The organism is Sphingomonas sp. SFZ2018-12 (genome assembly GCF_022496715.1).
Lineage (GTDB): Bacteria > Pseudomonadota > Alphaproteobacteria > Sphingomonadales > Sphingomonadaceae > Sphingomonas.
In genome coordinates this window covers 276,651-303,328 of sequence record NZ_WTFM01000002.1, presented here as the reverse complement: position 1 = coordinate 303,328, position 26,678 = coordinate 276,651, and the positions used below count along the sequence as shown (strand labels likewise).

At 67.8% G+C, this 26,678-nt stretch carries 28 protein-coding genes; 15 read left to right on the top strand and 13 right to left on the bottom strand.

Annotated features, from left to right (window positions below; genetic code table 11):
* Positions 1-128 precede the first annotated feature (128 nt).
* Positions 129-1,364 carry a DUF3419 family protein gene (locus GO308_RS10475; RefSeq protein WP_066483424.1) on the top strand — a complete coding sequence of 412 codons (1,236 nt, stop codon included), beginning with the start codon at positions 129-131 and terminating at the stop codon, positions 1,362-1,364.
* Entirely contained in the window at positions 1,361-2,023 is a 663-nt protein-coding gene (locus GO308_RS10470; protein WP_240885398.1) for a class I SAM-dependent methyltransferase, read from the top strand. The genes GO308_RS10475 and GO308_RS10470 overlap by 4 nt, the downstream gene beginning before the upstream one ends.
* 17 nt (positions 2,024-2,040) lie before the next feature.
* Here the strand turns inward: GO308_RS10470 and GO308_RS10465 are convergent, their stop codons facing one another.
* Both GO308_RS10465 and hemA read right to left on the bottom strand, forming a co-directional pair.
* Positions 2,041-3,198, bottom strand: coding sequence for an endonuclease/exonuclease/phosphatase family protein (locus GO308_RS10465; RefSeq protein WP_240885397.1), 1,158 nt, complete (start codon positions 3,196-3,198; stop codon positions 2,041-2,043).
* 60 nt (positions 3,199-3,258) lie between these two features.
* The gene (gene hemA, locus GO308_RS10460) at positions 3,259-4,473 is read right to left on the bottom strand and encodes a 5-aminolevulinate synthase (RefSeq protein WP_156437868.1); all 1,215 of its coding nucleotides are present in this window, start codon (positions 4,471-4,473) and stop codon (positions 3,259-3,261) included.
* A 265-nt stretch (positions 4,474-4,738) separates the two neighbouring features.
* Here hemA and GO308_RS10455 point away from each other — a divergent pair, with 265 nt between their 5' ends.
* Positions 4,739-4,915 carry a hypothetical protein gene (locus GO308_RS10455; RefSeq protein ID WP_156437861.1) on the top strand — a complete coding sequence of 59 codons (177 nt, stop codon included), beginning with the start codon at positions 4,739-4,741 and terminating at the stop codon, positions 4,913-4,915.
* Between the two features lie 23 nt (positions 4,916-4,938).
* Here the strand turns inward: GO308_RS10455 and murI are convergent, their stop codons facing one another.
* Entirely contained in the window at positions 4,939-5,757 is an 819-nt protein-coding gene (gene murI, locus GO308_RS10450) for a glutamate racemase (protein ID WP_240885396.1), read from the bottom strand.
* A gap of 81 nt (positions 5,758-5,838) precedes the next feature.
* Here murI and plsY point away from each other — a divergent pair, with 81 nt between their 5' ends.
* Together plsY and dprA are read left to right on the top strand one after the other, a co-directional pair.
* On the top strand, positions 5,839-6,447 hold the full coding sequence (plsY, locus tag GO308_RS10445; protein ID WP_240885395.1) for a glycerol-3-phosphate 1-O-acyltransferase PlsY: 609 nt from the start codon (positions 5,839-5,841) through the stop codon (positions 6,445-6,447).
* A complete protein-coding gene (gene dprA / locus GO308_RS10440) occupies positions 6,440-7,528 on the top strand; it encodes a DNA-processing protein DprA (protein ID WP_240885394.1) in 1,089 nt (362 codons plus the stop codon). The genes plsY and dprA overlap by 8 nt, the downstream gene beginning before the upstream one ends.
* A 6-nt stretch (positions 7,529-7,534) precedes the next feature.
* Here dprA and GO308_RS10435 read toward each other — a convergent pair whose 3' ends face one another.
* The gene (locus tag GO308_RS10435) at positions 7,535-7,969 is read right to left on the bottom strand and encodes a hemerythrin domain-containing protein (RefSeq protein WP_066549258.1); all 435 of its coding nucleotides are present in this window, start codon (positions 7,967-7,969) and stop codon (positions 7,535-7,537) included.
* Between the two features lie 171 nt (positions 7,970-8,140).
* On the opposite strand from GO308_RS10435, the gene topA reads away from it, so the two are divergent.
* Positions 8,141-10,708: a type I DNA topoisomerase gene (gene topA, locus GO308_RS10430; RefSeq protein ID WP_240885393.1), complete on the top strand. Its 2,568-nt coding sequence runs from the start codon at positions 8,141-8,143 to the stop codon at positions 10,706-10,708.
* Positions 10,709-10,752: 44 nt separating this feature from the next.
* Here topA and GO308_RS10425 read toward each other — a convergent pair whose 3' ends face one another.
* A complete protein-coding gene (locus tag GO308_RS10425) occupies positions 10,753-11,049 on the bottom strand; it encodes a sel1 repeat family protein (RefSeq protein ID WP_066549260.1) in 297 nt (98 codons plus the stop codon).
* 68 nt (positions 11,050-11,117) lie between these two features.
* The gene (gene panC / locus GO308_RS10420) at positions 11,118-11,966 is read right to left on the bottom strand and encodes a pantoate--beta-alanine ligase (RefSeq protein WP_240885392.1); all 849 of its coding nucleotides are present in this window, start codon (positions 11,964-11,966) and stop codon (positions 11,118-11,120) included.
* A gap of 128 nt (positions 11,967-12,094) precedes the next feature.
* On the opposite strand from panC, the gene GO308_RS10415 reads away from it, so the two are divergent.
* Genes GO308_RS10415 through GO308_RS10400 form a run of 4 tightly spaced genes read left to right on the top strand, consistent with a single transcriptional unit; the run spans position 12,095 to position 15,374 of the window.
* A complete protein-coding gene (locus GO308_RS10415) occupies positions 12,095-12,868 on the top strand; it encodes a division plane positioning ATPase MipZ (protein WP_066483455.1) in 774 nt (257 codons plus the stop codon).
* Positions 12,868-13,128: a J domain-containing protein gene (locus tag GO308_RS10410; protein ID WP_066483458.1), complete on the top strand. Its 261-nt coding sequence runs from the start codon at positions 12,868-12,870 to the stop codon at positions 13,126-13,128. Before GO308_RS10415 ends, GO308_RS10410 begins: the two co-directional genes overlap by 1 nt.
* A 50-nt stretch (positions 13,129-13,178) precedes the next feature.
* Positions 13,179-14,561 (top strand): phosphomannomutase/phosphoglucomutase, encoded by a 1,383-nt coding sequence (locus tag GO308_RS10405; protein ID WP_240885391.1) that lies wholly within the window; start codon positions 13,179-13,181, stop codon positions 14,559-14,561.
* A 57-nt stretch (positions 14,562-14,618) separates the two neighbouring features.
* Positions 14,619-15,374, top strand: a complete 756-nt coding sequence (locus GO308_RS10400; RefSeq protein ID WP_066483462.1) for an exonuclease domain-containing protein — start codon at positions 14,619-14,621, stop codon at positions 15,372-15,374.
* 81 nt (positions 15,375-15,455) lie between these two features.
* On the opposite strand, the gene GO308_RS10395 is transcribed toward GO308_RS10400, so the two are convergent.
* Genes GO308_RS10395 through GO308_RS10385 form a run of 3 tightly spaced genes read right to left on the bottom strand, consistent with a single transcriptional unit; the run spans position 15,456 to position 17,060 of the window.
* Complete coding sequence (locus GO308_RS10395; RefSeq protein ID WP_240885390.1) at positions 15,456-16,385, bottom strand: TraB/GumN family protein; 930 nt, start codon at positions 16,383-16,385, stop codon at positions 15,456-15,458.
* A gap of 38 nt (positions 16,386-16,423) precedes the next feature.
* Positions 16,424-16,858 carry a hypothetical protein gene (locus tag GO308_RS10390; RefSeq protein ID WP_066483464.1) on the bottom strand — a complete coding sequence of 145 codons (435 nt, stop codon included), beginning with the start codon at positions 16,856-16,858 and terminating at the stop codon, positions 16,424-16,426.
* A complete protein-coding gene (locus GO308_RS10385) occupies positions 16,851-17,060 on the bottom strand; it encodes a helix-turn-helix transcriptional regulator (RefSeq protein WP_066483466.1) in 210 nt (69 codons plus the stop codon). Before GO308_RS10385 ends, GO308_RS10390 begins: the two co-directional genes overlap by 8 nt.
* Positions 17,061-17,297: 237 nt before the next feature.
* Between GO308_RS10385 and GO308_RS10380 the strand changes: the two genes are divergently transcribed.
* Together GO308_RS10380 and GO308_RS10375 are read left to right on the top strand one after the other, a co-directional pair.
* Positions 17,298-18,533 carry a bifunctional alpha/beta hydrolase/OsmC family protein gene (locus GO308_RS10380; RefSeq protein ID WP_066672953.1) on the top strand — a complete coding sequence of 412 codons (1,236 nt, stop codon included), beginning with the start codon at positions 17,298-17,300 and terminating at the stop codon, positions 18,531-18,533.
* Between the two features lie 68 nt (positions 18,534-18,601).
* Positions 18,602-19,300: a hypothetical protein gene (locus tag GO308_RS10375; protein ID WP_066483471.1), complete on the top strand. Its 699-nt coding sequence runs from the start codon at positions 18,602-18,604 to the stop codon at positions 19,298-19,300.
* 10 nt (positions 19,301-19,310) lie between these two features.
* Here GO308_RS10375 and GO308_RS10370 read toward each other — a convergent pair whose 3' ends face one another.
* Complete coding sequence (locus GO308_RS10370) at positions 19,311-19,628, bottom strand: hypothetical protein (protein ID WP_066483473.1); 318 nt, start codon at positions 19,626-19,628, stop codon at positions 19,311-19,313.
* A 24-nt stretch (positions 19,629-19,652) separates the two neighbouring features.
* Between GO308_RS10370 and GO308_RS10365 the strand changes: the two genes are divergently transcribed.
* Positions 19,653-20,744, top strand: coding sequence for a serine hydrolase (locus GO308_RS10365; RefSeq protein ID WP_240885389.1), 1,092 nt, complete (start codon positions 19,653-19,655; stop codon positions 20,742-20,744).
* A 39-nt stretch (positions 20,745-20,783) separates the two neighbouring features.
* On the opposite strand, the gene GO308_RS10360 is transcribed toward GO308_RS10365, so the two are convergent.
* Genes GO308_RS10360 through pdxH form a run of 3 tightly spaced genes read right to left on the bottom strand, consistent with a single transcriptional unit; the run spans position 20,784 to position 23,109 of the window.
* On the bottom strand, positions 20,784-21,587 hold the full coding sequence (locus GO308_RS10360) for a PhzF family phenazine biosynthesis protein (protein ID WP_240885388.1): 804 nt from the start codon (positions 21,585-21,587) through the stop codon (positions 20,784-20,786).
* Positions 21,587-22,528 carry a cation diffusion facilitator family transporter gene (locus GO308_RS10355; RefSeq protein ID WP_066483475.1) on the bottom strand — a complete coding sequence of 314 codons (942 nt, stop codon included), beginning with the start codon at positions 22,526-22,528 and terminating at the stop codon, positions 21,587-21,589. Before GO308_RS10355 ends, GO308_RS10360 begins: the two co-directional genes overlap by 1 nt.
* On the bottom strand, positions 22,525-23,109 hold the full coding sequence (pdxH, locus tag GO308_RS10350) for a pyridoxamine 5'-phosphate oxidase (protein WP_066483478.1): 585 nt from the start codon (positions 23,107-23,109) through the stop codon (positions 22,525-22,527). The genes GO308_RS10355 and pdxH overlap by 4 nt, the downstream gene beginning before the upstream one ends.
* Before the next feature lie 178 nt (positions 23,110-23,287).
* Here pdxH and GO308_RS10345 point away from each other — a divergent pair, with 178 nt between their 5' ends.
* Both GO308_RS10345 and GO308_RS10340 read left to right on the top strand, forming a co-directional pair.
* The gene (locus GO308_RS10345) at positions 23,288-25,771 is read left to right on the top strand and encodes a circularly permuted type 2 ATP-grasp protein (protein WP_066483479.1); all 2,484 of its coding nucleotides are present in this window, start codon (positions 23,288-23,290) and stop codon (positions 25,769-25,771) included.
* A gap of 4 nt (positions 25,772-25,775) precedes the next feature.
* Positions 25,776-26,663, top strand: coding sequence for a transglutaminase family protein (locus GO308_RS10340; RefSeq protein ID WP_066483480.1), 888 nt, complete (start codon positions 25,776-25,778; stop codon positions 26,661-26,663).
* The last annotated feature ends 15 nt before the right edge of the window (positions 26,664-26,678 follow it).

Sequence of the window (26,678 nt, the reverse complement as noted above, 5' to 3'; positions counted from 1 at the left end):
GCCGGATTTGCCGGCCGCGCGCGCAACCCGACCCGGCCCGTCACGCACTTGCAACGCAAGCGTCATAATGTCAGCCTAACGCGCACGGCATTCACCGGCGCGGCGTGCGCTTGAGGGGATTTCACGACATGGCGCTGGTTGAAAATGCTCCCCGGAATGTGGCCGTGCGCGGCGCGGTGCACCGGCATGACCATCTCTCGAAGCAGGGGCTGCTCGAACGGACCTTCACCTTCGCCTTCCGGGGGCTGGTCTATGCCCAGATCTGGGAGGATCCGGTCGTCGACCTGGAGGCGTTGGCGATCACGCCCGATTGCCATGTCGTGACGATCGCGTCGGGCGGCTGCAACGTGCTCAGCTACCTGACCGCCGATCCCGCCGCGATCACCGCGGTCGACCTCAACACCGCGCATATCGCGCTCAACAAGCTCAAGCTGGCGGCGGCGCGGCACCTGCCCGACCATGCCGCCTTCCACCGCTTTTTCGGCCAGGCCAACCGGCGCGAGAATGTCGAAGCCTATATGGCGTATGTCCGTCCGCATCTCGACGATGTGTCGCGGCGCTATTGGGAAGGGCGCGGGCTGATCGGGCGCAAGCGGATCACCGGCTTTTCCAAGGGATTCTACAAGCGCGGACTGCTCGGCGGTTTCATCGGCGCCGCGCATCTGGTCGCCAAGCTCTATGGCATCGATCCGCGCGTGATGCTGGAAGCGCGCACGATCGAGGAGCAGCGCGAGATCTTCGAGACCAAGCTCGCCCCGGTGTTCGACAAGAAGTTCGTCCGCTGGCTGGTCGATCAACCCGCGTCGCTTTTCGGGCTGGGCATTCCGCCCGCGCAGTATGAGGCGCTGGCGTCCGATGATCCGCAGGGCATTTCGGCGGTGCTCAAGCAGCGGCTGGAAAAGCTTGCCTGCGATTTCGACCTCTCGCAGAATTATTTCGCGTGGCAGGCCTTCGGGCGCGGCTATGGCGAGGGGCCGGCGGCGCCGCTACCCCCCTATCTCGAACCCGCCAATTACCAGGCGGTGGTCGAGCGGGTCGACCGGGTCGAGGTGCGCCACGCCAACATGTGCGATTATCTCGACGCGATGCCCGATGCGTCGCTCGATCGCTATATCCTGCTCGATGCCCAGGACTGGATGACCGACGCGGTGCTGACCCGGCTGTGGACCGGCATCACGCGGACCGCGAAGCCCGGCGCGCGGGTGCTGTTCCGCACCGCGGCCCAGCCCAGCCTGCTGCCCGGCCGCGTGCCCGACGCGATCCTCGACCGCTGGGATTATCGTGCGGACGAATCGCTCGACTATACCCGCCGCGACCGCTCTGCGATCTATGGCGGCGTGCATCTCTATGTGCTGAAAGGATGACCGACGGCGCGCGCGATCATGCGCGGCGGATGGACGCGGTCTATGCGACCCAGCGCCACATCTACGACCTGACGCGCAAATATTATCTGCTCGGTCGCGACGCCTTGCTGCGCGACCTTGCCCCGCCCGCGGGCGGGGCGGTGCTCGAGGTCGGCTGCGGGACCGCGCGCAACCTGATCGCGGCGGCGCGGCGCTACCGCCACGCGCAATTCTTTGGCTTCGACATTTCCGAAGCGATGCTGGCGACCGCGCGGGCGAATGTCGCGCGCGCGGGGTTGAGCGCACGCATCACGTTGGCCCAGGGCGACGCGACCGGCTTCGATGCCGCCGCCATGTTCGGCCGTGACCAGTTCGACCGGGTGTTCATGAGCTACACCATCTCGATGATTCCCGGCTGGGAGGATGCGATCGCCGCCGCCGCCGCGGTCGTGGCGCCCGGCGGCACGCTGCAGATCGTCGATTTCGGCCAGCAGGAGCAGCTGCCCCGCCCGTGGCGCAGGCTGCTGTTCGCCTGGCTCGCCAAATTCCATGTCAGCCCGCGCGCCGATCTGGATCGCGTCATCGCCCGCGTCGCGCGCGCGGCGGGGCTGGAGGCGCGTTTCCAGCCGCTCTATCGTGGCTATGCCTGGCGCGCGACGTTGGCCGCCGGCCGGGACTGACGCCGCCGGGGCAACGGTCATGCCCCGGCTATTTCGGCCAGATAGGCGTCGGCATAGTCGATCGCGATCTCGCACCACAACAGCTTGTGGTCGGACATCTGATGTCGCCGGTAGTAACGCCGGAAATAGTCGACCTGACGATCGCGTGGGCGCAAATTGCCGTCGCCGTCGACCGCAATACGCTCCGGCTTCAGGTGGTCGACGTAGAAGGCCGCATCCTCGTCGCGATACACGTGCCCGAGCATGTCGAACACGCCCGAATTGCGCACTGCAAAGCCGGGATGCGCGGCCTTGACCGCGATCTGGTCGTAATGATGGTCATTGCCCAGATTGGTGGTGTGCAGCGCGGTCGGCACGGTGAATCCCGCAGCCTCCAGCGCCTGCATCGTCTCGTGCGCGGGCGAGACGATGTTGAAATCGCCGAGCAGGATATAGTTTGCGTCGCGCCCGGCATCTTCGGGACGGACCCAGCCGTCCTCCCGCGCGCGGCGGACGGCGGCGCGCGCCTCGTCCGCCTGCCGATCGGCAAGGAAGCGGGCGATCTGTGCGATCTCCGCACGGCGCTGCGCCATTTCCGGCGAGCCTTCGCGTGCGTCGCCATAGAAGATGTGGACGGTGCAGAGCTTGAACTTGAGCCAGCCGGCGCGGAACGCGACGGTGAACGGCGTGCGCGCGAACTGGACATGGCGGGTGACGCCGTCGGCGCCGGGCGCGGCGATCTCCTGACCCTCGGGCAAGACGATCTCGCCGGTTTCGCGAGCAAAATGCACCTTGCCCCGGCGATAGAGAAAGGCCAGCCGCTCGTGATTGCCCGGCCCCCCTTCACGCGAGGTGCCGCCCGCCGCGTCGGTGACCAGATAGTCCCAGTCGGTGCCGAGATGATCGTTGACCAGCGTGTCGAGCGCGGTCAGGTCGCGATTGACCTCCTGCACCGTGACCAGATCGAAATGGTCGATGATCTCGGCGATGTAGAGCATCGATTCGGGCGTGCGGCGATACCCGCCGCCATTGCCGAAATGCATCAGGTTCCAGGTGGCGAGCCGCAGGCTGCGCTCGCTCGTGCCCTGCGTGATCTCGCGCTGCAGCGCCGCCTTGAGCGCGGCCAGCCGTTCGGCAACGAAGCGGCGGTGGAGCGGATCGGTAAAGCGCCAGCGCAGCGAATGGATCATCGTCATCGGCCATCCCCCCGAGCGCGATCATGCGCGCGGGAGGTGACGCGGCGATGACCGCGGGCGTCAGGCGGCCTTGCGCAGCTCGAGCCGTTCCCAGATTTCGACCAGCGCGTCGGTCAGCTCGCGCATCATCTCCGGCGTGTGGCTCGGCCCGGGGGTGAAACGCAGCCGTTCGGTGCCGCGCGGCACGGTCGGGTAGTTGATCGGCTGGACGTAGACGCCGTATTCGGCGAGCAGGATGTCGCTGATCCGCTTGGCGCGGACCGGGTCGCCGACCATCAGCGGCACGATGTGCGTCGTCGTCGCCATGACCGGCAGGCCCGCTGCGGCCAGCATCGCCTTCAGCGTCGCCGCCGCCGCCTGTTGCCCGTCGCGCTCCACGCTCGACGCCTTCAGGTGGCGCACGCTCGCCAGCGCGCCGGCGACGAGCACCGGCGACAACGACGTGGTGAAGATGAAGCCCGGTGCATAGCTGCGGATGACGTCGATGATGGTCTGGTCCGCGGTGATATAGCCGCCCATCACCCCGAACGCCTTGCCCAGCGTCCCCTCGATGATCGTCAACCGGCCGGCGACGTCGTCGCGCTCCGAAATGCCGCCGCCGCGCGCGCCGTACATGCCAACGGCATGAACCTCGTCGAGATAGGTGAGCGCGTTATACTTGTCGGCAAGGTCGCAGATCGCCGCGATCGGCGCGACGTCGCCGTCCATCGAGTAGACGCTCTCGAACGCGATCAGCTTGGGCGCGGCGGGATCGGCCTCGGCCAGCAGTTCCTCGAGATGCGCGAGGTCATTGTGGCGGAATACCCGCTTCTCACAGCCCGAATTGCGGATGCCGGCGATCATGCTGGCATGGTTGAGGGCGTCCGAAAACACGATGCAGCCGGGCAGGATCTTTGCCAGCGTCGACAGCGTCGCTTCGTTCGAGACATAGCCCGACGTGAACAGCAGCGCCGCCTGCTTGCCGTGCAGGTCGGCCAGTTCGCGCTCAAGGTCGACATGATAATGCGTGTTGCCGCCGATATTGCGGGTCCCGCCCGATCCCGCGCCGACATTGTGCAGCGCCTCCTCCATCGCCGCGATGACGTCGGCGTGCTGGCCCATCGCCAGATAGTCGTTGGAGCACCACACCGTGATCGGCTTGGGGCCGTTATGGCCGGCGAAGCAGCGCGCGTTGGGAAAGGCGCCCTTGTTGCGCAGAATGTCGATGAAGACGCGGTAGCGCCCCTCGGCGTGCAGCCGGTCGATCGCCTGGGTGAAGGCGCGCTGATAGTCCATGACCGGTCCCACGTCCGCAATTCGTGTCATGCGCGCGTATCTAGACGCGACGCCTGCGTTTTTCCAGCCGCCAAAGGACCCGGTTGACAGGCGGACGAGATAGCGCATCTGACTGATATTGCGCAAAGTTTCGACATTGCTCTCGATCAAGGACGCGACCTGCGCGCTGTGCTACCCCCCCCGATATCGCACTCCCTTCCCCGAGTCGCACGCATCGACGCGATCGATATTCGCCGCGCGCCAATGAAATGCAGGAGGCTGAGACATGGCTTCGTCCAACACCGAATATTATGCGCGCCGTGCGGAACAGGCGCGCTTGCTCGCCGATCGCGCCGCGGATCAATGTGCCCGTTCGGCGCATCTGACCATGGCGAAACGCTATGGCGAACTTGCCGCGCGCGATGCGCAGTCGGCGGCTGGGGAGACCGCGCCGACCAATTGAGCGCAGCACGCGCCGCCCGGCGATCAGAGCGTTTCGATCCGGCTCAGGCCATAGCCGGCCAAAGCGGGCTCAAGCCGCGCGGTCACGGCGTCGCGTCGCGTGAATACGGCGACATTGGCGCGCGGCGACGCTGGCCAGGCCTGGTCCGCCGTCAATGCCTGGACGCGTCGCGCGATTCCGGCTGATCCATCGACAAAATGCAGCGGGCGGGGGGCGGCGCGCTTCAGCTGCGCCTCGACCAGCGGAAAATGGGTGCAGGCGTTGACGACGACGTCGATCCGGTCGCCGCCGGGCTGGTCGAGCAGCCCGGCAAGCACGTCGGCATAGGCCGCGTCGGGGACGTCCTCGCCGCGCAGCACGGCCTCGGCCATCTCGACCAGCGCCGCCGAGCCGTGGCGCAGAACGCGGCAATCCGCGGCAAAGGCACGCGCGAGTTCGTCGACATAGGGCTGGCGCACCGTCGCCTCGGTACCGAGCACGCCGATCACGCGGGTACGGCTGAGCGCGGCGGCGGGCTTGATCGCGGGCACGGTGCCGACCACGGGCAGGTCGAGCGCGGAACGGACGGCGGCGAGCGCGATCGTCGACGCGGTATTGCACGCGACCACGATCAGGCGCGGATCATAGCGTTCGGCCAGCCGGCCGAGCAGCGCGGGCACGCGCGCGGCAATGTCGGCCTCGCTTCGCGTGCCATAGGGAAATCCCGCCGAGTCGGCGGCATAGACGATCGGCGCCTGCGGCAGCAGCGATCGGGTGGCGGCGAGCACCGACAGACCGCCGATCCCCGAATCGAAGAACAGCAGCGGCCGGTCCGCCGGCGACAGCGTTTCGCGCGCGATCATTGGCGCGCCATGCGGCGGTTGCGCGCGCCAAATCAAGGCCGTATTCGATCGGACGGAACCGGATAAGGGGTCGAGGGCGCGGTGCCGACCGAAATTCTATGGCAGGCACCGGCGCTCGCGCTGCTGATCGGCTATCTGCTGGGATCGATCCCGTTCGGCGTGCTGCTCACCCGCGCGGCGGGTGCGGGCGATCTTCGCCAGATCGGATCGGGCAATATCGGCGCGACCAACGTCCTGCGCACCGGGCGCAAGGGGCTGGCCGCGGCCACGCTGGCGCTCGACGTCGCCAAGGGCTGGGCGGCGGTGGCGCTGGCCGATGCGATCGTGCCCGGCCACGCTCCGCTCGCCGCGGCGGCGGCATTCATCGGACATTGCTACCCCGTGTGGTTGCGCTTCTTGGGTGGCAAGGGCGTCGCCACCCTGATGGGCGTGGTGCTGGCGCTGCACGCGCCTGCCGCGTTCGTCTATGCGGGGGTGTGGCTGGGCCTGCTGGCGGCGCTGCGCATTTCGTCGGTCGCGGGGCTTGCCGCGGCGTTTTCCGCCCCGGTTTCGCTGGCGTTGATGGGGCGCGGCGACCTGGTCCCGCTGTCGCTCGCGCTCGCGCTGATCGTCGGATGGAAGCATCGCGGCAACATCGCGCGCCTGGTCGCGGGCACGGAGCCGCGGGTGGGCGCAGGTCCGCGTGCCTGATCCGACCGGTCGGGCCGACCGGCTGCGGCTGATCCGCGCGCACGGCATCGGGCCGGTCACCTATGCCCAGCTGATCGCGCGGTTCGGCGATGCCGCGCGCGCGATCGAGGCGTTGCCGATGCTGGCCGCGCGCGGTGGCGGACGCCCGCCGACCCTCGCCGATCCGGCCATGATCGCGCGGGAGATCGCGACCGTCGACCGGCTGGGCGCGCGCCACGTCTTCATCGACGATCCCGACTATCCCGCGCTGCTCGCCGAGCTGGAGAGCGCGCCGCCGGTGCTGACCGTGCGCGGCGACACCGCGCTGCTGGCGCGGCCCGCCATCGCGATGGTCGGTGCGCGCAACGCGTCGGCGGCGGGTTGCCGGTTCGCGCGCGAACTGGCGATCGGGTTGGGACGACAGGGGGTGAGCGTCGTGTCGGGGCTGGCGCGCGGGGTCGATACCGCCGCGCATCAGGGATCGATCGACACCGGCACCGTGGCGGTCATCGCGTGCGGCATCGACCGCGTTTTCCCGCCGGAAAATGCCGCCCTGCAGGAGGATGTCGCCGGGCGCGGGCTGCTGCTGGCCGAACAGCCGCCGGGCACCGAGCCGCTGGCGCGCCATTTCCCCACCCGCAACCGCATCATCGCAGGCGCCGCACAGGGCACCGTGGTGGTCGAGGCCGCCCCGCGATCGGGATCGCTGATCACCGCGCGGATCGCCGCGGACGCCGGCCGTGAGGTGATGGCGGTGCCCGGCTCGCCGCTCGATCCGCGCGCGCAGGGCTGCAATCTGCTGATCCGCGAGGGGGCGACCCTGGTCCAGTCGGTCGACGACATTCTGGAGGCGGTTCGGCCGATCGATCCCCGCGCGGTCCGCTCGCCGGGATCGACCTATCACCCCGCGCCGGTGACGGCCGATGTCGATGCCAGCGAACGCCGGCGCGTCACCGATCTGCTCGGTCCCGTGCCGGTCGCGGTCGACGAACTGATCCGTCAGGCCGCGATCGCCCCGGCCATTGTCCAGACGGTGCTGCTCGAGCTCGAGCTTGCCGGCCGGCTCGAACGCCATGCCGGGGCCCGGGTGAGCCTGGTCTGATCGGCGTCAGGCGCGCAGACGAATCGCGGAGGCCTGCAGCGCGAGCGGATAGAGTAGCTCGTTTTCGCTGCGCATGCGCGCATGCAGCTGGTCGATCAGCTGCGCGGTCGCCTCCGCAAAGCCCGCGCGGTCGCGCATGATCGCTTCTTCGTGCCAGTGCGCGCCATAGCCCAGCCAGTCGACCGCCGCGCCTTCGAAGCGGCGGATCGCGTCGTGCGCCGCGCGGGCATCGGGGTCGTCGTTGCAGGCGAGCAGTCGCGGATAGATGTCGCGATCGCCATTGGCGAGATGCGGGATCACCGCTTCGAGCAGCCCGTCGACCGCGTCGCGCAGCTGGTGCGGTCGCTGGTCGGGATCCACCGCCGCGTCGGCAAGCGCCGTCGCCAGCGCAACGATGCGCCGGTGATCGCCGATCAGCCGTTCAAGCGAGTGGTGAGACAAGGACAGGTGTCACCTCGAGACGTAGCTGTCACGATCTAGCCGCAAGACCCTTAACAAACCGTCCGCATCGCGCCATGAGCGGCACCGCGTCATCGGGCGGGCAACGCCGCTTGACGCCACCGCGTGCCGCTCTCCATCCTCGCGCGTACACGTAAGGAACCGTCGCACCCCATGCAGCTTGTCATCGTCGAATCGCCCGCCAAGGCGAAAACCATCGAGAAATATCTGGGCAAGGACTATCGCGTGCTCGCCTCCTACGGGCACGTCCGCGATTTGCCGCCCAAGGACGGATCGGTGAACCCCGATGAAGATTTCGCGATGGCGTGGGAAACCTATGCCGACAAGTCGAAGCAGCTGAAGGCGATCACCGACGAGGCGAAAAAGGCCGACCGGCTGATCCTGGCCACCGACCCCGACCGCGAGGGCGAGGCGATTTCGTGGCACGTTCAGGAAGTGCTGAAGCACCGCAAGGCGTTGCCGGGCGAGGTCGAGCGCGTCACCTTCAATGCGATCACCAAGGCGGCGGTGCTGCAGGCGATGGCCCAGCCGCGCCAGCTCGATACCGACCTGATCGATGCCTATCGGGCGCGGCGCGCGCTCGATTATCTGGTCGGTTTCACCTTGTCGCCGGTGTTGTGGCGCAAGCTGCCCGGCGCCAAGTCGGCGGGGCGCGTGCAGTCGGTCGCGCTGCGCCTGATCGTCGAGCGCGAGCGCGAGATCGAGGGGTTCCGGCCGCAGGAATATTGGTCGGTCATCGCCGAGTTCGAACAGGACGGCACGCCGTTCCAGGCGCGGCTGGTGCGCTTTGACGGCACCAAGCTCGACCGGCTGTCGATCGGCGACGAAGGCACCGCCCTGCGCGCCAAGGCCGCGGTCGAAGCAGGGCGTTTCAGCGTCGCGTCGGTCGAAACCAAGCCTGCGACGCGCAACCCGCCGCCGCCGTTCACCACCTCGACCCTGCAACAGGAAGCCGCGCGCAAGCTCGGCTTTTCGGCCAGCCACACGATGCGTGTCGCTCAGGGCCTCTACGAGGACGGCGCGATCACCTATATGCGCACCGACGGCGTCCAGATGGACGGCAGCGCCATCGACGCCGCCCGGCTGGCGATCGCGACGCGCTATGACGGCGGCTATGTCCCCGACAAGCCGCGCCAGTACCAGACCAAGGCGAAGAACGCGCAGGAAGCGCATGAAGCGATCCGCCCAACCGATTTCAGCCGCGACCGGATGGGATCGGGCGATCATGCGCGGCTCTATGAGCTGATCTGGAAGCGCGCGCTGGCCAGCCAGATGGCATCGGCGCGGCTGGAGCGTACCACCGTTGAGCTGGAGGAGGGCACCGGCCGCCACGCGCTGCGCGCGACTGGCCAGGTGGTGCTCTTTCCCGGCTTCATGGCGCTGTACGAGGAAGGCCGGGATGAGGAGGGTGACGAGGATTCACGCCGCCTGCCGCTGATCCGCGAGGGCGACGCCCCCGCGCGCAAGAACGTGACCGCCGAACAGCATTTCACCCAGCCGCCGCCGCGCTTTTCCGAAGCGTCGCTGGTCAAGCGGCTGGAGGAACTGGGCATCGGCCGCCCGTCGACCTATGCCTCGATCATTCAGGTGCTCAAGGACCGCGCCTATGTGCGCGTCGAGAAGAACCGCTTCTTTGCCGAGGAGTCGGGCCGGCTGCTGACCGCGTTTCTCGAGCGATTCTTCGAGAAATATGTCAGCTACGATTTCACCGCCGGCCTGGAGGAAGAGCTGGACGACGTGTCCGGCGGCCGGGCGGCGTGGCAGGCGGTGCTCGACGCCTTCTGGCGCGATTTCAAGCCGCGCACCGCCGAGGTGATGGAGCAGAAGCCCTCCGACATCACCGCGGCGCTCGACCAGTTTCTCGAGCCCTATCTGTTCCCGCCCAAGGCCGACGGATCGGACCCGCGGCTGTGCCCCAATTGCGGTGCGGGTCGGCTGGCGCTGCGCGGCGGCCGGTTCGGCGCCTTCGTTGCGTGCTCGAACTATCCCGAATGCAAATATACTCGCCGCTTCGCCCAGGGCGGCGGCGAGGCGGGCGAGGACACCGGGCCCGAGGTGCTGGGTCAGGATCCCGAAACCGGGCTCGACGTCTCGCGACGGTCGGGGCGCTTCGGCCCCTATCTGCAGCTGGGCGACGGCAAGGATGCCAAGCGCGCGTCGATCCCCAAGGATGTGCCCGAACCTGATCTGGAATGGGCGCTCAAGCTGTTGTCGCTGCCGCGCACCGTCGGCCTGCATCCGGAGAGCGGCGAGCCGATCACTGCGGCAATCGGCCGCTATGGGCCTTATCTGGCGCATAACGGCAAATATGCGCGGCTGACCTCGACGATGGAGGTGTTCGATACCGGCATGAATGCGGCGGTCGTCAAGCTCGCCGAAGCCGCTGCCGGTGGCGGCCGGCCCCAGCGCGGGGCAGCGCGCGAACCGCTGCGCAGCTTCGGCGCGCATCCGGTTTCGGGCGCGGAGATCAAGCTGATGGAGGGGCGCTATGGCGCCTATCTGTCCGACGGCACGACCAATGCGACGCTGCCCAAATCGGCGGACAAGGACGCGCTCACGCCCGAGGAGGCGGTGGCGCTGATCGATGCGAAGGCCGCAGCGGCTCCGGCCAAGGGCAGGAAGAAGGCGGCGTCCAGGAAGCCGGCGGGGTCCAGCAAGGCCCCGGCGAAGAAGGCGCCGCCGAAGAAAGCGGCTGCGAAGAAAGCGGTGACGAAGAGCTGACCGCGCCGGGCGATGCGTCGCTTGGGCGGGGCCAGCGGATCATGTCACGCCGCCTTGAGGCTGGTCATCTGAAGCCAGGCGCGTGCCTGCTTCTGCGCCAGCGCGATTTCACGTGCGGTCATTTCATCGGCCACTTCGGCGCGGCAGAGCTGAGCCCGCGTGTCCCCGGTCATCGCGGCGAGATTGAACCATTTGTGCGCTTCGATCAGGTCGATGCCGACGCCGCCCGATCCGCTCGAATAAACCATGCCGAGATCGAAATAGGCGTCGGTGTCGCCGCGCGCGGCGTCCTCCAGACGGCTTTCGATCAGAAACCGCGCACTCTTCAGACTGTTGGCCATGATGCCCCCATCCCCTTCTTTGCCAGGGGAAGGATTGCCGTCACAGTTTCAACAAATGGTTAACGCGATTAACCAGAAGTGATCGGGGCCACCGCGACATTGTCGAGCAGCCGGGTGCCGCCCATTCGCGCGGCGGCGAGCAGGCGCATCGGGCGTGCCGCGTCGAACGCGCCCAGCGTCACCGCGTCGACCAGCTCGACATAATCGACCTCGAACCCGGCCTGGGTCAGGGTATCGCGCGCCTGGGCGAGCGCCGCCGCCACTTCGCCGCCGCGTTCGATCGTGCGGGCGGCGACGCCGAGCGCGCGGGGCAGCGCCACCGCCTGGGCGCGGTGGTCCTCCGCCAGATAGATGTTGCGCGAAGACCGGGCCAGGCCATCGTCCTCGCGCTGGGTGGGCACGCCGATGATGTCGATGGGCAGGTCGAGATCGGTGACCATGCGGCGGATCACCGCCAGCTGCTGGTAATCCTTTTCCCCGAACAGCGCGACGTCGGGGCGCACCTGGTTGAACAGCTTGGCGACAACGGTGGCGACCCCGTCGAAATGACCCGGGCGCTGATCGGCCTCCAGCCCCTCGCTCACCCCGGTCATCGTGACGCGGGTGGCAAAGCCCGCCGGATACATCACCTCGACCGGGGGCAGCCAGAGCAGATCGGCCTTGGCGTCGGCCAGCATCCGCGCGTCCGCCTGTTCCCGGCGGGGATAGCGCGACAGGTCCTCGCCCGCCCCGAACTGCATCGGATTGACGAAGATCGACACGACCACCCGGTCGGCTGCACGCCGCGCCGCCTCGACCAGCGCCAGATGCCCCTCGTGCAGTGCGCCCATGGTCGGGACCAGCGCCACACGCTCCCCGGCCGTCCGGAACGCGGCGGTCGCGTCGCGCAAAGCGGGCAGGTCACGGATGGTTTGCACGGGCGTCGGGCCTCCGATAAGGACTTTCGAGGGGCGGCCTTCTATGGGCGGCGTGGCAGCGGATCAACAAAGGATTTCCGGGGTTGGGCGAAGTTTCGAGCGGCGGTTTGGCGACGGGGCTCGGGCGGATGCACGTCATTGTGTTCGCCAATGAAAAGGGCGGCACCGGCAAGTCGACCACGGCGGTCCATGTCGCCATCGCACTCGCTGCCAAGGGGCATCGCGTCGCCGCATTCGACCTGGATCACCGCCAGCGCACGCTGGGCCGCTATCTCGACAACCGCGCCGCGACGATCAAGCGGACCGGTCGCGCGCTGCCGATGCCCGAACATCTGACCCATGACGGCGAAAGCCTGGCCTTCTTCACCGAGGCGATCGACACGCTCAGCCGCAACGCCGATTATCTGGTCATCGACACGCCGGGCCGCGACGATCGTTTCGCGCGCATCGCGGTGACCAACGCCGACACGCTGGTGACGCCGATGAACGACAGCTTTGTCGACCTCGACCTGATCGGCCAGGTCGATCCCGACACGTTCAAGGTGACGCGGCCGAGCTTCTACTCCGAACAGATCTGGGAATCGCGTAAGCACCGCGCCAAGGCGGACGGATCGACGATCGACTGGGTGGTGCTGCGCAACCGGATGCAGCACATCGAGGCGCGCAACATGAAGCGCGTGGCGAGCGCGATCGAGCAGCTCGCCAAGCGCGTCGGCTTTCGCGTCATCTCGGGCCTGTCGGAGCGCGTCATCTATCGCGAGCTGTTTCCCCAGGGGCTGACCATGCTCGATTCGCGCGAATTCGGGGAAATGGCGCTCGCGCATGTCGCCGCGCGCCAGGAACTGCGCGAGATGATGGCGGGCCTTGCGCTGCCCGAAACGACGCTGCCGATGTTCGCCTGATGGCCAAGCTGGTGCTGGTGGCGGCGGTGGCCGCCGCGATCTGGTGGTTTTTCCTGCGCAAGCCGCCGCGGCCGGCCCTGCCCGAGGAAGCCGAGGCGCGCGAAATCCTGGGCGTCGGGCGCAATGCCGACGCGGACGAGATCCGCGCCGCACACCGCCGGCTGGTCCAGGCGGTCCATCCCGACCGCGGCGGATCGGAAGCGTTGACCCGACGGATCAATGCGGCACGTGACGTGTTGTTGAGACGCCTGCGCCATTGAGTTTTGTCGCCGGCTCGCCGAAGAGGCGCGCGTCACTCAGGGAGGCCCGCATGACCCATCGTTTCGACCCCACTTCGCTCCGAGAATACGACATTCGCGGCGTCGTCGGAAAAACCTTGGGAGAGGATGACGCGCGCGCGATCGGGCGCGGATTCGCCACGCTGTTGCGCCGCGCGGGTGGCACGCGGGTGGCGGTCGGACGGGACGGGCGCGCATCGTCGCCGGTGCTCGAGGCCGCACTGATCGACGGGCTGACGTCGAGCGGGGTCGACGTCGTCCGCGTGGGGCTCGGCCCGACGCCGATGCTCTATTACGCCGAAGCCACGCTAGAAGTGGATGGCGGCATCCAGATAACCGGCAGCCATAATCCCGCCGATTACAATGGCTTCAAGATGGTGTTTCAGCACCGCCCGTTTTTCGGCGCGGACATCCAGACGCTGGGCCGCATGGCCGCCGACGTCGACTGGGAGGACGGCAGCGGCACCGTCACCGACGTCGACATCATGGACGATTATGTCGGCCGGCTGATGGCCGGCTATGCCGGGGGCAGCTACCGGATCGGCTGGGACGCGGGCAACGGCGTGTCCGGCCCGGTGATCGAGCGGCTGGTCAAGCTGCTGCCCGGCGAGCACCACCTGCTCTACACCGATGTCGACGGCAATTTCCCCAACCATCATCCCGATCCCACCGAGGAAAAGAATCTGGCCGATCTGAAGCGGCTGGTCGCGGAAAAGCAGCTCGATTTCGGACTGGCGTTCGACGGCGACGGCGACCGGATCGGCGCGATCGACGGCGAAGGCCGGGTGATCTGGGGCGATCAGCTTCTGTCCATTCTGGCCGAGCCGGTGCTGCGCGAGGTGCCAGGTGCCACGATCATCGCCGATGTGAAGGCCAGCCAGGCACTGTACGACCGCATCGCCGAGCTGGGGGGCAACCCGGTGATGTGGAAGACCGGCCACAGCCTGATCAAGACCAAGATGAAGGAAACCGGCGCGCCGCTGGCGGGCGAGATGAGCGGCCACATCTTTTTCGCGCACGACTATTACGGCTTTGACGATGCGCAATATGCCGCCGTGCGCCTGATCCGCGCCGTCCACATGATCGGCAAGTCGATGACCCAGCTGCGCAGCGAGATGCCCGCGATGGTCAACACGCCCGAGATGCGTTTCCAGGTCGACGAGAGCCGCAAGTTCGCGATCGTCGATGAAGTGCTCGCGCGGCTGAAGGACGAAGGCGCGCAGGTCAACGACACCGACGGCGCCCGGGTCAACACCCCCGACGGCTGGTGGCTGCTGCGCGCGTCCAACACCCAGGATGTGCTGGTCGCGCGCGCGGAATCGCTCGATCAGGCCGGGCTGGACCGGCTGGTGGCGATGATCGACGCGCAACTGGCCGCAAGCGGGGTCGAGCGGGGGCCGCAAGCGGGGCACTGAAAACGATCCCGCGTCGGAGGGGTAGCGCCTCCGGCCGATCGCGCCCACATAGCGGCGATGCCCGCGCCCCAGATCGTCCGTGTCATCGACCTTGAAACCACCGGGGCGGCACCGCCGACCCACGCGGTGTGCGAAATCGGCTGGCAGGACGTGGCGCTCGGTTCGGACGGACGCTGGGCACTGACGGGCGAGGGCGGATCGACGCTGGTCAATCCCGGCCGGCCGATCCCGCCGGTGACGATGGCGGTGCATCACATCCTGGACGAACATGTCGCGGACGCGCCGTGGTGGCACGACGTCGCACGCCCGATCCTCGACCCGTGGCCCCGCCGAGTGGCGCTGGCGGCGCATCGCGCGTCGTTCGAGGCGCAATTCTGCACGCCTGCGCTCACCCACGGCGCGGACTGGATCTGCACCTGGAAATGCGCGCTCAGGCTGTGGCCCGAATCGCCGGGCTTCTCTAACCAGATGCTGCGCTATTGGCGGCGCCCGGAGGGGATGGAGCACGAACGCGGCCTGCCCGCACACCGCGCCTTTCCCGATGCCTATGTCACCGCTTTCCATCTGCGCGACATGCTCAACCTGGCCAGTGTCGAGCAGCTGATCGCCTGGTCGAAGGTGCCGGGGCTGCTGCCGCGCGTGCGCTACGGCCCCTATCGCGGGCGCGAATGGAGCGAGATCGACGACGACGCCCTCGCCGCGTTTCTGACGGATCGTGACGAGGACATCCGCTTCACCGCCGAGCATGAATATGCGCGTCGCCAGGGTGGTGGCGCGATCGGCCGCGAGTCGCGCCAGCAGCAGCTCCTATAGGTTACGCCAAGGCCACCACTGGCAAAAAAGCGGGCGCCGACACCGTCGACGCCCAGGTTGCCAGTTGCACGCTGGAAGAGGTCAGTATTTGATGCGCTCGGCCTTCACCTTGTAGGGGCTGAGCTTCACCTGGACGCTGTCGGGGCCGGCCAGGTGCCCCGCGCCGACCGCGATGAACACGGTGCCGGGCTTTTCAAGGCGCGTGTTGATCCAGCTTGCCCAGCGTTCGTTGCGGTCGTTCAGAATGGCCTTCGACACTTCAGGCGATTCGCGCAGCGCGTCATTGATGATGGTGCCGAGCGTTTCTGCATCCCCCGCAGCCCATTTGCTGACCAGGTTTTCGGTAAACGTAGCGATTTCGGGCAGCTGCTCGACGGTCGCGTTCAGCAATTCGATCTGCGCCGCTTCCGGCAGCGAGTCGAAGAAGCCGAGCTGTTCGTCGAGCGTTTCGAGACCAACGACGGGCTTGTTCGCTTGCTTGGCAGCCGCCGAGATGACCATTTCGGCCCCGGCGTTGGGCTGATAGCCGCTCTTCATCGTCGAGACCATCGACAAGGTGGTCGCCGCGAACCATGGGTCGACGCGATCCAGCCCGGCGGCCGGGATTCCCAATGACGCCAGCGCCTTGACGAACGCTTCCCGCTTGTCAGCAGGGATTTTCTCGGTCAGCGACGGGCCCGTCGGGTTCACCGCCCGGGCTGCCACAGCCTGCTGCGCTTCCTGTTCGGTCGGCATGACGAGTTCGAGCACGACCTCGTCGCTCTTGTCGAACGAGGTCTTCACCGCCTCGTCGAACCAGCTCAGCCCCGGCTTCAGCACATGGACGGTGCCGAACAGGTAGATGGTGGTGTCCTCGTCCTTGACCACCCACAGCGCCGGGTCGGCATCGACCGTGGCCGGGGCGGCCGGGGCGGTCGCCGCCGACTGCGCCTGGGGCGCGGGCTGGGCGGCGGAGGGCGGGAAGTAGGCGAGCGTCATCGCCGCGCCGACATAGAGGATTGTCCGCAACATTTTGTTTCTCCAGTCAAAAGAGGTTGGTTTAGGTCAGTTCAGGGTCGAAACTTCTTCCAGCCATAGGCTGCCATCAACACGAAGTAGAGCACTACGAAGATAATTTCATGGCTCGGCTCGGGGACCAGCCCGCCTTTCCAGAGCAGGAACCAGATCGGGTAGCCGACCAGGTAGACGTTGAACGCCATCATCATCGCCCAGCTGTTGTCGCGGCGTTCGAATTCGTCGACGGCCTTGAAATACCGCCACGTCCCGACCGTGCAGGTCAAAAGGAAGACCAGCGACGCGATGATCGCCCATGCTGCCGGAATGCCTTCAAGGAATTCACCGTCCTCGCGTTCGAAATGGGCGCTCAGAAAGCCGATGACGAAGCCGCTGGCTGCAAGCGTGCCGATGATGACGAAGATTCGCCGACGCCGCGCCTTCAACGCCGCCTCACCCGCGCCCTTCGGCAGATCGGCGGGATTAGCCATGATCATTTCCTTCCCCGTCATCGAAAATCTCCTCGATCCTGAGATCGAACAATCGGCCGATCTTGAACGCCAGCGGCAGCGAGGGATCGTATTTGCCCGTTTCGATCGCGTTCACCGCCTGGCGCGACACGCCCAGGCGGCCGCCAAGCTCCGCCTGGCTCCAGTCCCGCTCGGCACGCAATACCTTGAGACGGTTTTTCATGAACACTCCGGCGATCCTTCCCGACTGTCACTATCGCATGACGTTATGTCATGCAACGCTGACTAAATGACACCGTCATCTGACTATGTCAAGTCTCCATGACCAAAGGTCGCCCGACCATGACATCATGTCAGGGCCGCGTGACGCTAATTGTATCGGATTGCTCCGGTTTTCCGCGCATTTGGTCACTGCGCGGCGGGTCATGCTAGAGAGCGTTCGGTCAGCGATTTTCGCGCAATGATCGGGGAGAAGAGCAAGGTGCCCAGCGAATCGTTCAAGTTCACCGGCGCCGCCGGCCATGCCTTGGCAGCGCGACTCGAACGGCCGATCGGCCCGATTCGCGCGGTCGCGGTGTTCGCGCACTGTTTCACCTGCACGATGCAGAGCCACGCCGCGACCCGCCTGACCGCCGCGCTGGCGCGCACCGGAATCGCGACGCTGCGATTCGACTTCACCGGCTTGGGGGGCAGCGACGGCGATTTCGGCAATGCCGGTTTTGCCGCCGACGTCGCCGACATCATCGCCGCGGCCGATCACCTGCGCGCGACGATCGAGGCGCCTTCGATCCTGATCGGCCACAGTCTGGGCGGTGCCGCGGTGCTCGCAGCCGCGGCGGGCGTGCCGGAAGCCAAGGCGGTCGTGACGATCGGCGCGCCGTTCGATGCCGCGCATGTGCTGCATCAGATCGATGGCGACTGGGATCGGATCGAGCGCGAGGGCGAGGGCGACGTCCGCATCGCCAGCCGCCCGTTCAAGGTCAGCCGCAACTTCCTCCACGCGGTCCAGGGCGTGGAGCCGGAGCGGCGCATCGCGGCGCTCGGCCGCGCGCTGCTCGTGCTTCACGCGCCGCGCGACGCGACCGTCGGGATCGAGAATGCGCGTCTCATCTATGACGCGGCCAGGCATCCCAAGAGCTTCGTGTCGCTCGACGACGCCGATCACCTGCTGACGCGGCTGGCCGATGCCGAATATGCCGCCAACCTGATCGCGGCCTGGGTGGCGCGCTATCTGCCGCCGCTCGCCGCGCCGGTGCTGGACGAGGGCGCGGTGCGCGTGTCGAACGGTGCGGGCAAGTGGGGCACCCTGATCGAGGCGGGCGCGCATCGCTGGATCGCCGACGAGCCGCGCAAGCTCGCCGGCGAGGACGCGGGGCCGAGCCCCTATGACCTGCTGCTTGCGTCGCTGGGGGCGTGCACGTCGATGACGCTCAAATTCTATGCCGAGCGCGAGGGCATCGCGCTGGACAAGGTGACGGTGATGCTCAGCCATAACCGCAACCACGCGCAGGATTGCGATCATTGCGAGGAGGGCGGGACCCGGATCGAGGCAATCGACCGTACCGTTTCGCTAACCGGCGACCTGAGTGCCGAAGATCGTGCACGGCTGATGGTCATCGCGGACAAATGCCCGGTCCACAAGACATTGACCGGCGACCTGCATATTCACACGCGCGCCGCCGAACCCGGCGAATAGTCGCGAAAGCGAAACGAAATGCATGCACGTTCCGAACAGGTTCAACCGGAGCAGCAGGAGCTCGAGTGATGGCGGTTTTCCGCAACCTCAAAAATCACGGTCAAAAGATCATCAAGTTCAAGCAGGGCAAGGTGCTCGATAACGAGCTGGCATTCTGGGAAAACGTCAATGCTTCCCTGACCGGTGACGGCGCGTTCAATTACGGCAAGGGCGTCTGCGCCGCGATTTCGCTCAGGTTCATCGGCGAACTGCTGGGTAACCGGTTGCTGATGGACTTGGACAACTTTTCCTTCAATCGCGACGAGGGTGTATCATCGAAAAACACGCACAACGAAGGCCTCTACAACGAGGCCGTCCGGTTCCAGTCGGCCTATGTGAAGCGGTTTGAGACGGTGGGAAACCGCGACGCCGTTGCTGAAATGGCGAACCGCATGGGTCTGGAGGTTGCGGTCATGGGCAGGGACCTGATGTCGTTCGATTCAAGCCTGGTCGATTTCGCCACCTATTGGAGTGGCAAGGTCACCGATAGCGTCGCCGCCTATCTCTCCTACAATTTCAAGACCGCGGCGAACGAGCCGGGCTCGCACGCCATCGCGATCGGACGCCGGTTCGGCAAGATCTACATCTTCGATTCAAACATCGGCGGATATCATGTCGTTCCGGCCAATGTTGAGGCGTTCATGACCACCTATGTACAGGCTTACGCGGCCTATTGGACGATCGGCGCGGACGGGTTGTTCGCGCTGCCGTTGAAGAAGACGGCCTGAGCCCAGGCGGCTAGAGCGGTGCGGGCTGACAGCCGAGCAGCGGGTCGAAGCGGACCGAACGGCTGGCGATCAGGGGTACCGACGCGGTGACGGTGCGGGTGCGCGGATTTTCGGCCAGGCGGATCGGCTCCATGCCGGGTTCGAAATCCTTGCGGCAATCGGTCAGGCTGCGATTGCCGATATAGCGGCACGCGCAGGCGACCCGCGCGCCATAGCCGACGCCCAGTGCCAGCTGCGGCTGCATCGCGCGAATGTAAAGCCATAGCCCGACGCCGGTCAGCGCCACCACCGCCAGCGTTCCCCAGATCGCGATGCGCCTTGCCATCATCGCTGCCGAGCCTAGGCTGGCGCGATGCGATTGCAAGCGATCCTCGCGCTGGGCCTGGCGCTCGCGCTGCCGGCGGCATCGGCCGTGTCGCGAGACGCGCCGGCTTCCGCACCGGCCATGTTCGACACCCTGTTCGATCCCACGCTGGCGGAAACCCGCGCGGCGATACTGATCGTCGACGGGCGCGTGGTCGCGCGTCGTTATGCGCCCGGTTATTCGGACGCCAACCGCTTCATCAGCTGGTCGATGGCCAAGACGGTCACGGCAATGCTGATCGGGGAACTGGTCACCGATGGCCGGCTGAAGCTCGATGCACCCGCACCGATTGCCGAGTGGCGGCGGCCCGGCGATCCGCGCGGCGCGATCACCTTGCGTCACCTGCTCAACATGGCGTCGGGGCTGCGCCACGTCGAAGTCGGCGAACCGATCGAAGCGTCGGACACGAACCAGGTGCTGTTCGTCGGCGGGACGCAGGACATGGCGGCGCGCGCGATCGCCGCCCCGCTCGCCGATCCGCCGGGCAAGCGCTTTCGCTACAGCTCGCTCACCTCGATCATCCTGGCGGAGATCATCACGAGGACGCTGACCGACAGCCGCGATCCCCGCGTGCGCGCAAAGGCCTATCGCGACTTTGCCGAACAGCGGCTGTTCGCACCCGCCGCGATGCGTCGCGTGTTCCTCGAGTTCGACGGTGCCGGCACGCAGGTCGGCGGATCGATCCTGCACATGCCGCTCGACGACTGGGCGCGCTTTGGCCGGCTGCTGCTCGACGGACGCGGTGCCGACGGCCGCCAGGTGATCGCGCCCGAATGGCTGGCGTTCATGAAATCGCCGTCGCCTGCCGATCCCATCTATGGCGGCCAGACCTGGCGCAATGTGTCCGGTGGTGAGGAGACGCTGTTCCCCGGCAAGGGTCCGCCGGGAACGGTCAGCGCAATCGGCCATCTGGGCCAATATGTCGTCGCGGCGTCCGCCCCTGTCGCGCCGGGTGGCCCGGCGCGGACGATGATCCTGGTGCGCCTCGGCAAGACCCAGGACGATCAGCTGCCGCCGCTGCGTGCCCGGCTGGGGGACATCACCGCGGCGGTCTTCGCGCACCAGGGCCCTTTGCCCTGACGTCGGACTGGCTCGATTGAACCCTGTCCCAAGGGTGGATCAGAGCAGGAAGCTGCCCTCGATCACCGACACGCACCCGCCCCCTAACATGACTCGGTCGCCGGCATCGGTACAGGCGATCCGCCCGCCGCGCGCGCTCGCCTGAAAGGCGGTGAACTGCGCGCGACCGAGCCGCTTTGCCCAATAGGGGGTCAGCACCGCATGCGCTGCGCCCGTCACCGGGTCCTCGTCGATCCCGGCACCCGGTGCGAATACCCGGCTCATCACGTCACTGTCGGTGCCCGGTGCGGTGGCGATGACCAGCACGTCGCCATGGGTCGCCAGCGCGCGGAAATCGGGCGTCAGCGCCATTACCTGGTCGGCATGGTCGAAGACGATCAGGCTGTTGCCCGCATCGTGCCACAGCGTGTCGCGGACCGCACCCGCATCGACGCCCAGCGCCGCGACGATGTGCGGCAAGGCGCGCGGGGCGGGCGTCCATGCGGGCAGTGCCATCGCATAGCCATCGCCGTCGCGCCGCACCTCCAGGATGCCGGCCCGGCGGGTCCGGAACCGGACCTGGTCGCGCGCCTGGTCGAGCCCGAGCACGACATGGCCCGACGCGAGCGTCGCATGGCCGCACATGATGACCTCGGTCGTCGGGGTGAACCAGCGCAGCTCGAAATCGGCGTCGCCGTCGCTATCCGGAATATAGAAGGCGGTTTCCGACAGGTTGTTTTCGGCCGCGATCGCCTGAAGCACTTCGTCGTCGAGCCATTGGTCGAGCGGCATGACCGCAGCCGGGTTGCCGGCAAAGGCGCGATCGGCAAATGCGTCGACCTGGAAAAAGCGCAGTCGGGTCATCATGGCTCCTTGGGCAGGCGGGCGAGTTCGTCGGCTTCGATCAGGTCGTTGCCGGGATGATCCACCTGCCCCTCGGGGTCGATATGGATCAGGATCTCGGTATTGGGAAACGCTTCCGACAGCTGGCGCTCCAGCGCCTCGACCACGTCATGCGCCCGGGCGACCGTCATGTCGGGGTCCATCCACATGTGGAACTGCACAAAATCGCGCGCGCCGCTGGTGCGGGTGCGCAGGTCGTGGAGGTTGCGCAGCTCGGGGTGGCGGCTGGCGACTTCGACGAAGCGCCGCCGCTTCTCGTCCGGCCATTCGCGGTCCATCAGCTGGTTGATCGCCGCGACCGATGCGCGCCACGCGCCGAACAACAGCCACAGCCCGATCGCCACGCCGAACATCGGGTCGATGCCACGCCATCCAAGCCCGCGCTCGAGCGTCAGCGCGGCGATGACCGACAGGTTGAGCCACAGGTCGGATTCGTAATGCAGCCGGTCGGTGCCGATCGCGAGTGACCCCGTCGCGGCGACGACCCGGCGCTGATAGCGGGTCAGCAGCAGCGTAACGACGATCGCCACCGCCGACGCGCCGATGCCGATTTCGGCATGCGCGGTCGCCGCGCCGGCCGAAAAGCGCCGCAGTGCCTGAATCAGGATCGCGATCGCCGACGCGGTGATGATCGCGACCTGGAACAGCGCGGCCAGCGCCTCCGCCTTGCCGTGGCCGAAACGGTGGTCGGCATCCGCCGGGCGCGCCGCCATGTGCACGCCGAACAGCGTCACGAGCGAGGCGACGAGGTCGAGCAGCGAATCGGCGAGCGAGCCAAGCATCGCCACCGACCCGGTTTCGATCGCGGCGGCGAGCTTGATCGCGCCAAGCAGGATCGCGGTCGCCACGCTCGCCAGCGCCGCGTTGCGGGTCAGCCGGGCCAGGGCGGCGGCGTCGGTCATGGAAACAGCATCGTCATGCGCCACGCATTGCCGGCATCGCGGGTGAACACGTGGCGCTCGTGCAGGCGATGGTCGCGATCGGTCCAGAATTCGATCCGTTCGGGCGTCAGGACATAGCCGCCCCAGTGCGGCGGGCGGGGCACGTCGCCCCCGGCGAAGCGCGCTTCCACGGCGGCCAGCTTCGCCTCGAACGTTTCACGGCGGTCGAGCGTGCGCGACTGGTCTGACGCCCAGGCGCCAAGCCGGGACTCGCGCGGCCGGGTCGCGAAATACGCGTCCGACGTCGCGTCGTCGGCCATTTGCACCGACCCCTCGATGCGCACCTGGCGGCGCAGCGTTTTCCAGTGGAACAGCAGCGCCGCATGTCCCGTCGCCGCGAGCTCGCCCGCCTTGCGGCTCTCGCGATTGGTGTAGAAGACGAAGCCGTCGGGCCCATGCCCCTTCAACAACACCATGCGGACCGAGGGGCGCCCCACGCCGTCGGTCGTCGCCAGTGCCATCGCATTCGGATCGTTGGGTTCGCTGGCGCTGGCTTCGGCCAGCCAGGCGTCGAACCGCGCAAGGGGATCGGCATCGTTCATCCGGGCGATCTAGGCCCCCGTCCGAAGGCTGTCGAGACACGTGCCACACCGGCGTTTCGATTTGCATGCGCCGCCGTGCGCAACGCGGTTGCGCTGTCATGGCCTTTGTGGTCACGTCACCCGGCCCGGTCGCCCGGCGGGGCGACACCGGGATTGAAGGCGCCACTCATGGACTGCGATGGCTAGCGCATCGGCGACACCCCCTGAATCAAGCGACAATGCGCGCGCATGGGAACGCGCCTATTGCGCCGCCGATTCGGGCGTGGATGCCCTGTGCGCCGCAACCGGCGCGTCGCGCGCGGCCTGGTCGACGATGATCGAGGAACTGGCCGGCGCGGCGCCCACGCTGGATCAGGCACGCGAGCGCGCGCAGCGCCACGCCGACGATATCGGCACCGGCTACCGCATTCCCGGCGAGCGCGAGGAGCGGCCCTGGCCGCTGTCGCCGGTGCCGCTGATGATCGATCGCGACGATTGGCGGCAGGTCGAAGCCGGCATCGTCGAGCGCGCGGAACTGATGGAAACCGTGCTGGCCGACCTGTATGGCCCGGCGACGCTGATGGCCGATGGCGCGCTGCCCGCGGCGCTTGCCACCGGCAGCCCCTATTTCCTGCGTGCGATGGCGGGAATGTCGCCGCCGGGCGGCCGCCACCTGCATTTCTACGCCGCCGATCTGGCGCGCGATCCCGATGGCGGCTGGCGCGTGCTGGCCGATCATCTGCGCTCGCCGGCGGGTGCGGGCTATGCGCTGGAAAACCGGCTGGCGATCGCGCGCACGATCAGCGGGCTGCAGCTTCGCCTCAACATCGAGCGTCACGCACCCTTTTTCGCGGCGATGCGCGAGGGGCTGGCCGCGTCGTGCCGTCGCACCGATCCGCGCATCGGGCTGCTGACTCCCGGCCGGTTCAACCCGAGCTATGCCGAACAGGCGCATCTGGCGCGCTATCTCGGCTTCCTCCTGGTCGAAGGTGCCGATCTCGCCGCGATCGACGGCAAGGTCTATGTCCGCACCATTGCCGGGCTGAAGCGCATCGATGCGCTGTGGCGGCGGATCGATCCCCAGTTCCTCGACCCGCTGGTGTTCGATTCCGCCTCGCAGATCGGGGTCGCCGGCCTGGTCGACGCCATGGCGGCGGGCAATGTCGTCATCGCCAATGCCCCCGGCGTCGGCGTGCTCGAGGCACCGGCGTTCATGGCCTTTCTGCCCCAGCTTGCCCGGCGCATGCTTGGCCGCCCGCTCACTCTGCCCAATATCGCGACCTGGTGGTGCGGCGATCCGGCCGCGGCGGATGATATGCTCGCCCATCTTGACGAGCGGTTGATCGGGCCGGCCTTTGGCCCCGCGCCGCTCGGCCTGCCGGGTGCGGAGCCGGTGATGGGCGCATCGCTCGGCCGTTCCGAGCGCGCGGCGCTGGCCGCTGACCTGAAGCGCCGGCCCCAGGATTATGCGGGGCGGGAGGTCGTACGGCTGTCGACGATGCCGGTGGTGATCGAAGGTGCGCTGGCGGCGCGGCCGTTCACGCTGCGGGTCTTCGCTGCGCGCGGTGCCGACGGCCAATGGGTGGTGATGCCCGGCGGTCTGGCGCGGATCGGCACCGGGCCCGACACGCGCGCGGCGGTGATGGGGGAGGGCAGCTGGTCGGCCGATGTCTGCGTCCATGGCCCCGATCCGGTGCCGGCCATCTCGCTATTGCCGACGGCGGGCGCCATCGAGATCCGCCGCAACCCCGGCACGCTGCCCAGCCGGGTCGCCGACAACCTGTTCTGGCTCGGCCGCTATCTGGAGCGTGGCGAGGCATTGCTCGGCGTCATCCGCGTCCTGCTCGGCCATTCGATCAGCGCGGACACCGGTGCCGCACTCGCGGCGGACACCGTCACACGGCTCGTCGACCTGATCCGTGCCGCCGGCGCCGCGCCCGCCCCGCCGACGCGGTCGCGCACCGACCTCGCCGAGTTTGCCGAAGCGGCATTGGACGGGCATCGCGGCTGGTATGGCGTGCGCGCGATCATCGGCCAGGCGCGCACCATCGGATCGGTATCGCGCGAGCGCTTGTCGGCGGACATGATCCGCCTGCTCGACGCGCCCTTTCCCCAGGGCGGCACGCTGCTCGACCGCGCGGGCTCGCTCCAGCGCCGCTACGCCGCGATGGCGGGGCTGGCCGCCGAACACATGGCGCGCACCGATGCGTGGCGTTTCCACGACCTCGGCCGCCGCATCGAGCGCGCGGCGACGATCCTGCGCATCGTTAGCGCATTCATGGCGGAGGACGCGAGCGGCGACGACCTGTCGACGCTCCTCGACCTGGCCGACAGCCAGATCAGCTATCGCCAGCGCTATCTGGGCGCGATCGCGCGCCGTCCCATCCTCGATCTCGTGCTGCTCGATCCCGGCAACCCCCGCAGCCTGGCCTTCCAGACCGCGACGATCCTCGATCATCTCCGCCGGCTGCCCGTCCTGTCCGACCATGGGCTGGCCGAACCGCAACAGGCGCTGGCGGAGGCGTTGCAGGCCGCGGTGCAGATCGCGCGGGTCGAACAGATCGATGCCGGCACGCTCGACGACTGGGCGAACCAGGTCGGGCAGGTCTCGGACGCGATTGCGCGGCGCTATTTCCTGCATGGCGCGGAGCCTCTGCGCGCCGGCGGCCTGACGCTCGCCTGACGCGATGCGTTACGCCATCCGCCATGTGACCCGCTTCGACTATGCCGAGCCGGCGGCGTTCGCGCGCTGCAACCTCCGGCTGCGCCCGATCGCCTGGGACGGTCAGCGCCTGGAACGTCACCATCTGTCGGTCGAGCCGGGCGGCGAGATGACCGCGGCGAGCTTCAATACCGGCCTGGCCAACGTCACCCGGCTGGTGATCACCCAGCCAACCCGGACGCTGACGATCGAAAGCCTGGCCTGCGTCGCGGTCGACCGTGCGGTACCGATGCCGGCGCCCGACGATCCGAGCGTCGCGGCGGTCGCGGCGGCGGCGCGATCGAGCGGCGACATGCGCGCCGCCGGCCCGGCCGCCTATCTCTTCCCCTCGCCCCGCATCCCACTCGACGTCGACATCGCGCAATGGTGCGCCAGCGACCTCGATCCCGATCGCGGCGTCCTTGAGGCCGGCATCGCGCTGGCGCAGCGGATCCAGCGCGAATTCGCGTTCGACCCCACCGCGACGCTCGTCGACACCCCGCCGGCGGAGGCCTTTGCCAAGCGCGGCGGGGTTTGCCAGGATTTCGCCCAGATCATGCTGAGCGGGCTGCGCGCGGCCGGTCTGCCCGCCGCCTATGCCTCCGGCTATATCCGCACGCTGCCGCCGCCGGGACAGCCGCGGCTGGTCGGTGCGGACGCCACCCATGCGTGGGTGCTGATCTGGTGCGGGGCCGAACGCGGCTGGATCGGGGTCGATCCGACCAACGGCATCTGGATGGCGGGCGACCATATCGTCATGGCGGTCGGGCGCGACTATGGCGATGTCGCGCCGATCGACGGCGTCGTGCTGGGGTCGGGCGCGCAGGCGATGCAGGTGTCGGTCGATGTCGAGCCGCTGGCCGACCCGGCCTGATCGGCACCGCCGGAA

Excerpts from the sequence above, each read along its gene's own strand:
- GO308_RS10370 (WP_066483473.1), bottom strand. The coding sequence starts at position 19,628 with ATGATGGCAAGGCGCATCGCGATCTGGGGAACGCTGGCGGTGGTGGCG.
- GO308_RS10455 (WP_156437861.1), top strand. The coding sequence starts at position 4,739 with ATGGCTTCGTCCAACACCGAATATTATGCGCGCCGTGCGGAACAGGCG.
- GO308_RS10470 (WP_240885398.1), top strand. The coding sequence starts at position 1,361 with ATGACCGACGGCGCGCGCGATCATGCGCGGCGGATGGACGCGGTCTAT.
- topA (WP_240885393.1), top strand. The coding sequence starts at position 8,141 with ATGCAGCTTGTCATCGTCGAATCGCCCGCCAAGGCGAAAACCATCGAG.
- GO308_RS10355 (WP_066483475.1), bottom strand. The coding sequence starts at position 22,528 with ATGACCGACGCCGCCGCCCTGGCCCGGCTGACCCGCAACGCGGCGCTG.
- pdxH (WP_066483478.1), bottom strand. The coding sequence starts at position 23,109 with ATGAACGATGCCGATCCCCTTGCGCGGTTCGACGCCTGGCTGGCCGAA.
- GO308_RS10410 (WP_066483458.1), top strand. The coding sequence starts at position 12,868 with ATGGCCAAGCTGGTGCTGGTGGCGGCGGTGGCCGCCGCGATCTGGTGG.
- GO308_RS10415 (WP_066483455.1), top strand. The coding sequence starts at position 12,095 with ATGCACGTCATTGTGTTCGCCAATGAAAAGGGCGGCACCGGCAAGTCG.
- GO308_RS10365 (WP_240885389.1), top strand. The coding sequence starts at position 19,653 with ATGCGATTGCAAGCGATCCTCGCGCTGGGCCTGGCGCTCGCGCTGCCG.
- GO308_RS10340 (WP_066483480.1), top strand. The coding sequence starts at position 25,776 with ATGCGTTACGCCATCCGCCATGTGACCCGCTTCGACTATGCCGAGCCG.
- GO308_RS10475 (WP_066483424.1), top strand. The coding sequence starts at position 129 with ATGGCGCTGGTTGAAAATGCTCCCCGGAATGTGGCCGTGCGCGGCGCG.
- GO308_RS10385 (WP_066483466.1), bottom strand. The coding sequence starts at position 17,060 with ATGAAAAACCGTCTCAAGGTATTGCGTGCCGAGCGGGACTGGAGCCAG.
- GO308_RS10395 (WP_240885390.1), bottom strand. The coding sequence starts at position 16,385 with ATGTTGCGGACAATCCTCTATGTCGGCGCGGCGATGACGCTCGCCTAC.
- GO308_RS10400 (WP_066483462.1), top strand. The coding sequence starts at position 14,619 with ATGCCCGCGCCCCAGATCGTCCGTGTCATCGACCTTGAAACCACCGGG.
- GO308_RS10425 (WP_066549260.1), bottom strand. The coding sequence starts at position 11,049 with ATGGCCAACAGTCTGAAGAGTGCGCGGTTTCTGATCGAAAGCCGTCTG.
- murI (WP_240885396.1), bottom strand. The coding sequence starts at position 5,757 with ATGATCGCGCGCGAAACGCTGTCGCCGGCGGACCGGCCGCTGCTGTTC.
- GO308_RS10375 (WP_066483471.1), top strand. The coding sequence starts at position 18,602 with ATGGCGGTTTTCCGCAACCTCAAAAATCACGGTCAAAAGATCATCAAG.
- GO308_RS10360 (WP_240885388.1), bottom strand. The coding sequence starts at position 21,587 with ATGACCCGACTGCGCTTTTTCCAGGTCGACGCATTTGCCGATCGCGCC.
- GO308_RS10405 (WP_240885391.1), top strand. The coding sequence starts at position 13,179 with ATGACCCATCGTTTCGACCCCACTTCGCTCCGAGAATACGACATTCGC.
- GO308_RS10345 (WP_066483479.1), top strand. The coding sequence starts at position 23,288 with ATGGCTAGCGCATCGGCGACACCCCCTGAATCAAGCGACAATGCGCGC.
- GO308_RS10390 (WP_066483464.1), bottom strand. The coding sequence starts at position 16,858 with ATGGCTAATCCCGCCGATCTGCCGAAGGGCGCGGGTGAGGCGGCGTTG.
- GO308_RS10465 (WP_240885397.1), bottom strand. The coding sequence starts at position 3,198 with ATGACGATGATCCATTCGCTGCGCTGGCGCTTTACCGATCCGCTCCAC.
- GO308_RS10380 (WP_066672953.1), top strand. The coding sequence starts at position 17,298 with ATGATCGGGGAGAAGAGCAAGGTGCCCAGCGAATCGTTCAAGTTCACC.
- hemA (WP_156437868.1), bottom strand. The coding sequence starts at position 4,473 with ATGGACTATCAGCGCGCCTTCACCCAGGCGATCGACCGGCTGCACGCC.